The sequence below is a fragment of the Candidatus Peregrinibacteria bacterium genome, assembly GCA_016220175.1.
GTDB lineage: Bacteria > Patescibacteriota > Gracilibacteria > CAIRYL01 > CAIRYL01 > JACRHZ01.
On sequence record JACRHZ010000023.1, the window covers coordinates 1 to 7674 of the forward strand.

The 7674-nt window shown below is 39.1% G+C and carries 8 protein-coding genes; 3 read left to right on the forward strand and 5 right to left on the reverse strand.

The annotated features are described in order from the left end of the window. The first annotated feature begins 127 nt into the window (after positions 1–127). Positions 128–670: a YbhB/YbcL family Raf kinase inhibitor-like protein gene (locus HZA38_02345; protein ID MBI5414332.1), complete on the forward strand. Its 543-nt coding sequence runs from the start codon at positions 128–130 to the stop codon at positions 668–670. Between the two features lie 70 nt (positions 671–740). Here the strand turns inward: HZA38_02345 and HZA38_02350 are convergent, their stop codons facing one another. Then, positions 741–3611: an S-layer homology domain-containing protein gene (locus HZA38_02350; protein ID MBI5414333.1), complete on the reverse strand. Its 2871-nt coding sequence runs from the start codon at positions 3609–3611 to the stop codon at positions 741–743. Between the two features lie 211 nt (positions 3612–3822). Between HZA38_02350 and HZA38_02355 the strand changes: the two genes are divergently transcribed. After that, a complete protein-coding gene (locus HZA38_02355) occupies positions 3823–4704 on the forward strand; it encodes a DUF2090 domain-containing protein (GenBank protein MBI5414334.1) in 882 nt (293 codons plus the stop codon). A gap of 52 nt (positions 4705–4756) precedes the next feature. Here HZA38_02355 and HZA38_02360 read toward each other — a convergent pair whose 3' ends face one another. Then, a complete protein-coding gene (locus tag HZA38_02360) occupies positions 4757–5011 on the reverse strand; it encodes a Txe/YoeB family addiction module toxin (GenBank protein MBI5414335.1) in 255 nt (84 codons plus the stop codon). Then, positions 4995–5267, reverse strand: coding sequence for a type II toxin-antitoxin system prevent-host-death family antitoxin (locus HZA38_02365; GenBank protein MBI5414336.1), 273 nt, complete (start codon positions 5265–5267; stop codon positions 4995–4997). Before HZA38_02365 ends, HZA38_02360 begins: the two co-directional genes overlap by 17 nt. A gap of 96 nt (positions 5268–5363) precedes the next feature. On the opposite strand from HZA38_02365, the gene nth reads away from it, so the two are divergent. Next, positions 5364–6020 carry an endonuclease III gene (nth, locus tag HZA38_02370; GenBank protein ID MBI5414337.1) on the forward strand — a complete coding sequence of 219 codons (657 nt, stop codon included), beginning with the start codon at positions 5364–5366 and terminating at the stop codon, positions 6018–6020. A gap of 6 nt (positions 6021–6026) precedes the next feature. Here the strand turns inward: nth and HZA38_02375 are convergent, their stop codons facing one another. Together HZA38_02375 and pyrF are read right to left on the reverse strand one after the other, a co-directional pair. Then, positions 6027–6380, reverse strand: a complete 354-nt coding sequence (locus HZA38_02375) for a hypothetical protein (GenBank protein ID MBI5414338.1) — start codon at positions 6378–6380, stop codon at positions 6027–6029. Between the two features lie 186 nt (positions 6381–6566). Further along, a complete protein-coding gene (gene pyrF / locus HZA38_02380; GenBank protein ID MBI5414339.1) occupies positions 6567–7439 on the reverse strand; it encodes an orotidine-5'-phosphate decarboxylase in 873 nt (290 codons plus the stop codon). Positions 7440–7674: the final 235 nt, after the last annotated feature.

Below are 7674 nucleotides of genomic sequence, written 5' to 3' on the forward strand. Positions count from 1 at the left end.
AGAAGGAAACACTGGGAAAATGAATCTTGATGGACCAATGGTTCGTGCGACTGGAGCGAAGATGATGACTGTGGGAGCCAAACTTCTTGAAGAACTCGATAACGTTGGACCAGAAGGAATTTCTGAAATGGTAAATCCAGATTATAGAGAAGCACCAGTAACGTCAGAAGGAAAGGAAGAACCAAAAAACAATGAGAACAATGAGCAGGAACCTCTTATTATAAAATCTGGCGCATTTCGAGCTGGTGCAGAAATTCCTGCAAAATACACATGTGATGCAGGTGATGTTTCTCCTGAAATATCATGGGAAAATGTTCCAGAAGGAACAAAAACTCTCGCGCTCATCGTAGATGATCCCGATGCTCCGGATGGAACATGGGTTCACTGGGTCGTTTGGAATATTCCAGTTACGGCGAGAAATTTATCTGAGGGAATAAGCGAAAGTGCGCTTGCATCTCTTGGAGCAATCCTTGGAAAGAATGATTTCGATCAACTCAAATATGGCGGACCATGTCCTCCCAGCGGAACTCATCGCTACTTCTTCAAACTTTCCGCACTTAATACAGAACTAAATCTCGTGGAAGGAAGTACAAAAGCGGAACTTCTGAATGGTATAAACGGACACGTCCTTGGCGAAGCAGAACTCGTAGCAAATTATTCTACGAAATAATTTTCTCATTCGTCACAAAAAAGCCGGACACGTCTTGTGTTCGGCTTTTTAAAATTGGCTAAAATTCCAATTATCTATTTTTCAAATACTGGAAAATTGCTACTGCAACTTCATATCGTGACATTTCTTGTCCGGGAGCTAAAAAGTTATCTTCACCAGGGAAAAGTTCATACTTTTGTGCAATTCCGGCATATTCTGCGAACCAATCTGCAGAAGTAACATCAAAATATGAATAGCTAAGTCCACTTTCAATATCGAAGGTTTTCGCAATCATTTTCAAAAACTCTGCTCGAATTACGGTATTTCCCGGTCGGAAAAGACCATCGGGGTATCCATTGATGATTCCGAGTTTTGCAGCGGTGACAACAAATCGTACATACCATTGGTTCTCCAAAACATCAGGAAACTGTCCGTTGTTGCTGGTGTCATCAACAGTTCCATATCGAGCAAAGAGGAAAAATTTTGCCAGCTCTGCACGATTTACCGGTTTCTCTCCTTTAAATTCCCCATCTGGATATCCTCCAATAATGGCTCTTCGATACAGTTCAGCCGCTGCTTGACCAGCAAGAACGGTAATGTCTGTATCAGGAAATGGATTATCATACACATCAAATGCGGTAATTACTTTGTCTTCATATCCTGCAGGAGGAATACCTTTTGATGTTTCAGAAGAATTTCCAATTTCAAATTCTGCCCAATAATGTGTCGGAGCTGTTGTTACTACCCGGATCCTTCCTTTCTTTGTACTATCAAAAGTGAGCGTATATTCATTCATTTCTATAAGTTTTGCTTCACCACTGAGTACATCATAAGTATATTCAGAAAAACGGCAATCTGCATGCCTTTGTCCGTTATTTCCAAGAAGTTCTATACTAAATTTTCCTGAGAGATCAGTGACTCTATTCGTACATGGAGGAGTACCTCCTATGTCAAATTCAGCCCAGTAATATGTTGACTCATGAGTGGTAACACGAATTTTTCCTTTTTTTGTCGCATCAAAAATCAGGGCATATTCATTCATCCCTATTAAATCTGCTGTGCCACTAATGATATCGTACCCAAAATTGACAAAACGACAATCTGCAGTGCGTTTTCCATCTTTTCCCAGAAGTTCTATGGTATATCTTCCCCATAAATCAGTAACGGTATTCATGCATTGAGAAGTCCATGATGTATTACCATTTCCATTTGTCCAGTTATTTCGATAATACAAATTTTTACAATCTGCTGGCTCTATTGTGTTCCCAAATCGTGCAGTCCAGTTTCCTGCATCCCACTTTGCCTTAATTTCAGCACATTTTTCTGGCGGATATACTTCACTTTGTTCTACTTCTCTCCATCCAGAATAAGAATAATACAATCTTTTGCATTTTGAGGGTTCTTCAATGCTTCCAAACCGCGCTGTCCAATTTGGTGTTGCATCGAGAAGCTTCTTTACCTCACGACATCTCTCTCGAGATGGCTCATATTGCGGAACATAGTTTTCTGTCGGGAGTCCTTCATTATTCCAATTATTTTGATAGTAGAGATTTTTACAATTTGCAGGATCGGTCGTATCACCAAATCGTGGTGTCCAGTTCCCTTCATCCCACCGCGCTTTAATTTCCGCACATTTTTCTGGAGTATATACAACACTTTGAGGGACTTCCGTCCAATCAACATTGTAATAGAGACTTTTACACTTTGCTGGTTCAACAGGATTTCCGAATCGCGGTGTCCATCCTCGCGGATCAAAAAACATCTTTTTTATTAAGCGACATCTTTCCCGAGATGGTTCATATTGTGGAATATAATTCACGGTCGGTTCATTATCCCAATTATTTTGATAGTAGAGATTTTTACAATTTGCGGGATCAAAAGTATTCCCAAATCGCGCCGTCCAATTCCCCTCGTCCCATCGTGCCTTGATATCCGCGCATCTTGTGCGTGGATATACCACGCTTTGAGAAACCTCTCTCCACCCTGAATCATAGTATAATGCCTTGCATTTTGCTGGTTCTTCAATACTTCCAAATCGAGGAGTCCAATCACTTTGATGCGCGTCGAGCAATTGCTTCACCTCACGGCAACGTTCTCGTGATGGCTCATATTGCGGAACATAATTTTCCGTGGATGTGTTTTTCTCAAGCCACACGTAATTTCCAATGCTTTTTCTCCCCCAATACAAATCTCCGCCTGTTGACCCAAAAATACCTACTAATCCTATTTTTGTTCCATATCCTTCTTTAGAAACCGTAAGTTGATAAAATCCATCGTCTGCTTCGTAGTTTTTTCCCTTGTACCAAATCGGAACTTTTTTAAACTTTACCCATGGAGAATTTTGGAGAGCCTCTCCGAGATCTATTTGTGTTCCTGAATTTACGACGACTTCTGAAACATAATTATTCCAATGATTTAACGCTTCGAGCCGCACCACTGCGCCGTCGAGCTTACAGCCATTTGGATCCGACTCAGAGCTTCCTGGGCAAATTGTATTTTTAGTGACCAAATCTGAAATGCGAATATCAAGTCCATAATATGGAGACCACTGGGAAGACCATTTCATTTCATAGTAAAGATTCTTACAATCTGCTGGTTCCATTGTGCTTCCAAATCGTGCTGTCCAATTTCCCTCATCCCATTTTGTTTTAATTTCTGCGCATTTTTCGAGAGGATACACAACACTTCTTTCCACTTCTGTCCAATTATAATTGTAATATAGTCTCTTACATTTTGCAGGCTCTTCAATACTACCAAAACGTGCTGTCCAATCAGGAGTTTCATCCAGAAGCTGTTTTACTTCACGGCACCGTTCTCGTGATGGTTCATAATACGGAGTGTAGTCATCTGCGAATGAACTGTACACTTTTGGGAAAATTCCGAAGAGCATCGTTGCGAATGCCAATGCAATCGTCATCGCACATCCAAGTTGAAGATTTTTGGAGGAAAAGAAGGAGGACATGAAAATAAAAAATAAAAGAAAAAAATAAATCTTGTTACTTGTAAAGTCGCATACGGGGTACAATTTTTCACAAAAATGTGAATTTTACTTTGCGAATTCTCATTTTTTCTGGACAAAATGTCAATAAAATTGCTCTAAAATACTGAAATATTTTTTGGAGCTCAGAAAAAACTAAGCTACAATTCTCCCGTAAATTTTATTCCCTCTGACTATGCCAAGTCTTTACGTCCTCCCATTTGACCACCGCGGTTCTTTTAAAAAACTTATTTTGGAACACGGAGGAGATATTACCGAAGCGGAGAAAGAGAAGCTTATCCATTATAAAAAAGTGGTGTTTGAAGGATTTAAAAAAGTCGCTGAGAAAAGAGGAGTTGAAGATCTCGCTATTCTTGTAGATGAAGAATATGGAAAAGATATTCACAAAGAGGCAAAAATTTTAGGAGCGAGAAATCTTCTTTCCACAGAAAAATCAGGTCAGGACGTTTTTGATTTTGAATATGAAAATTGGCAAGATCATCTCCTTGAAATCAGACCATCGTATGCAAAGGCTCTTATTCGCGTTGTCATAGGAGAAGATAATTCTCTCCAAAATACTCGGCTCAAAGAGCTGAGTGATTTTTGTAAAGAGAATGAAATTAAATTTTTAATCGAGCCGCTCATTCAGCCTTCGAAAGAAGATCTCGTCAAATGTGGCGATGATAAAAAACGATTTGACATTGAACTGAGACCCGAGCGTTTTGCGGAAGCTGTTCGAGAGATGCATTCTGCGGGAATTTATCCGGACGTCTGGAAGATTGAAGGAACGGAAACAAAAGAAGCAATGGATACTTGCTCGGAAGCAGCTTTTGAAGGTGAGGCAGAAAATGTGGAAATTGTTATTCTTGGACGCGGAGAAAGTATGGAAAAAGTGGAACATTGGCTTACGGTGGGTGCAAAGTCAAAAGGTGTGACGGGATTCGCAGTAGGACGAACGATTTTTGCAGAAGCGCTTTTAAAGCTCAGAAATGGGGAAATTAATGAAGAAGATGCATCTCAAGAAATCGCGAGGAGATATGAGTATTTTATTGGCGTGTTTGAGAAAGCGAAGAGCTAAGAACTAAAAGCTAAAAATTAAGAGTTAAGAACTTTTCGCTTTTAACTCTTGGCTAATAATGATATCGACATGCCAGCACAATAATTGTATTTTTCACCACAGAATATACCAGCCGGTGTTCCTGATCAATTCGCCGAGACCAACATCCTGCGAATTCATATTTCAGTGGCTCTGGCTTTCCAACACCAACAAATGGATGCCTCAGCGTATCTTCAAGAAGTTCCATGATTTTGAGTGCCTTTTTTCTGTCGTGCTTCATAAAGTAATTCAAATCCTCAAAGGCATTTTGGTCAAACTCCAAGCGCATTTTTCAGTTCTGAAAGATTTTTAAACTTTTTTCGATCTGATTTTTTTCGATCTTTTGCCTCAAGAAGTCTTTTTGCATTTTTTGGCGAACGCAGAAGATACGCTGTCTCTTCAAGAGAAGTAAAATTTTCTTTCGAAAGCACGACGACAGCTTCTCCATTGCGGCGTTCAATAATGAGAAGGGTCTGTTCATCGCAGACCTCATCGCAAAGAACTTTCAGGTTTTTTCGAGCGTTAGAATAAGAAATTGTTTTCATAAATGAAGGAATAACTTGTACAGGAGTATTGTACAACATAAAAAACAAATTTCAAAGCATTTTTTTACTATACGAGATTATTGATATACTAAATTTATGCAGGAAACTTTGCGTCAAAAAAAATCCCGGCTCGAAAAAATAATTCATATTCTCGAAGAAACGTATCCAGATGCAAAATGTGCCCTTCATTTCAAAAATGTTTTTCAGCTGTTCGTTGCAGTTGTGCTCTCAGCACAATCGACGGACAAGCAAATTAACAAATTGACACCGCGACTCTTTCGAGAGCTTCCAGATGCGAAAGCATTTGCAAAAGTGCCGATTGAAAAAATTGAGAATCTGATTTATTCCAGTGGATTTTATAAAAATAAAGCAAAAAATTTGAAAGCTGCCACCAAGATGATTTTGGAGCAATTTGATGGAAAATTTCCGGAGACGATGGAAAACATTCTGAAACTTCCCGGAGCAGGAAGAAAAACAGCAAATGTGATTTTAGAAACTGGATTTCATAAAATCGAAGGAGTTGTTGTTGATACTCATGTGCTAAGAATTGCCAAATTACTCGATCTTATTTCAAAAGATTCGTATGGAAACGCAATAAAAGTGGAAAAAGAGCTCCAAAAACTTCTTCTCAAAGAAAAATGGGGTATTTTTCCGCATCTTATGATACTTCACGGACGAAATATTTGTATTGCGAGAAGACCAAAATGTCATCAGTGTCCAATTGTGCATCTTTGTCCCGGACGAAAGTTCTGACAGAGATTATCTCTTCACAAACATTGCGACCATAAGAGAAACAACAGCACTTATTCCGGCATTTCCGAGAGCAAATGCTCTGGTAAAATCTACCGTTACCTGTTTTCTACTCTCATAAATTTTCAGAAGCTGTTCGTCCATATGTGCTATTTTCGATTCTATAGAAAAAAATTTGATCTCATGGGATTGACCCAAATTCTGGAGAGATTCAGCTATTCGGTAAATAGCTTTTACTTCTCTCTCAACGGTCAGTGTCCGCTGCTCTAAATTTGACATTCGTTGTTCGAGTGCTTGAAATCTTTCATCATGCTTTTGGAGAATGACAATAATATAGTCGAGTTTTTCATCGATAGTTGCCATCGGTGTTGAAAAAAAAGATGTCAGTATCATACGAAAATTTTTATTTCTCTTCCAAGCGCACGCGCGCACAATTTTACTGCTCATGGCTTCTCAAAAGCAAATTTTGCGCTTCAAAAAGTGTCGACGGAACTCGACAACACAATACGTCTGATCAAAAAAAATATTTTTCAATACTGCGAAACAGTATCACTTTCTCGTAACTATTTCCCACAATTCTTCTTTCGATTTTTCTGCTGCCTTTCTTGCACACTCCGCAAAAAGTTCTTCAGGTGCTTTCTCCTGTTTGTAGGCAAAAAGAATTCCTCGAGAAGAATTTACAATCGCACCTTTTCCATCTTTGTAAAAAGCAGGAGCAATATCCCCAGCTCTTCCGCCTTGAGCTCCATAGCCGGGAATCAAAAGGATTTGCTCTGGCATATCTTGGCGAAGAAGTCTGAGTTCGTCTGGATAGGTTGCGCCCACGACGGCTCCGATGGAAGAAAACCCTAAATTCCCAACACATGATTCTCCCCAAAGCGCCACTTTTCGCGCAATGTGTTCGTGCAAAAGTTCATCGCCAACAGAAAGATCTTGAAATTCTCCACCAGAAGGATTAGAAGTTTTTACGAGCACAAAAATTCCTTTTTCATTTTCTTCACACTTTTTTATAAATGGAAAAATTCCATCTTCTCCTAAATATGGAGTTACGGTAAGAGCATCGTACGGTCGATTTTTCCCTAAATATGCTTCCGCATACGCCTCAGCTGTGGAACCAATATCATTCCGTTTTCCATCGACGATAACGAATAAATTTTTCTTTTTTGCATATTCACAAACTTGCTCGAATGCCACAAATCCCTCAGATCCAAAGACTTCAAAAAATGCAAGTTGCGGTTTTACCACAGCGACGAGATCGTGCGTCGCGTCCAGGATTTTTGTGAGGAAACTCGTAATTACTTCTCCTGGGTTTTTTCCCTTCTTCAGAGATTCAGGAATTTGCTCGTAATGCGGATCAAGCCCGAGACAGAGTACGGACTTTTTTTCTTGAATTTTTTTGAGAAGTGCGTCGGAAAAATGCATTTGAGAAATTATGAATTTTGAATTATTTTTTGAAAATAATTTTTGAATGAAAAAGCATTCAAATCGAGAGAGAAATTTTAAAAACCAAATGTTAGTAATTCAAAATGGCTTTGTTGCACAAATAAATTGTACGGGAATAGGAGTATGTCTAAGATGAGGAGGAACAATAACCTCTTTCAAAATGAAAAAGAAATCCTCACTTAGACAGAGATATCGTATCGCAAATTGGAAAGAG

Coding starts and splice junctions, on each gene's coding strand:
- HZA38_02345 (MBI5414332.1), top strand. CDS start 128: ATGGTAAATCCAGATTATAGAGAAGCACCAGTAACGTCAGAAGGAAAG.
- HZA38_02350 (MBI5414333.1), bottom strand. CDS start 3,611: ATGTCCTCCTTCTTTTCCTCCAAAAATCTTCAACTTGGATGTGCGATG.
- HZA38_02355 (MBI5414334.1), top strand. CDS start 3,823: ATGCCAAGTCTTTACGTCCTCCCATTTGACCACCGCGGTTCTTTTAAA.
- HZA38_02360 (MBI5414335.1), bottom strand. CDS start 5,011: ATGCGCTTGGAGTTTGACCAAAATGCCTTTGAGGATTTGAATTACTTT.
- HZA38_02365 (MBI5414336.1), bottom strand. CDS start 5,267: ATGAAAACAATTTCTTATTCTAACGCTCGAAAAAACCTGAAAGTTCTT.
- nth (MBI5414337.1), top strand. CDS start 5,364: ATGCAGGAAACTTTGCGTCAAAAAAAATCCCGGCTCGAAAAAATAATT.
- HZA38_02375 (MBI5414338.1), bottom strand. CDS start 6,380: ATGGCAACTATCGATGAAAAACTCGACTATATTATTGTCATTCTCCAA.
- pyrF (MBI5414339.1), bottom strand. CDS start 7,439: ATGCATTTTTCCGACGCACTTCTCAAAAAAATTCAAGAAAAAAAGTCC.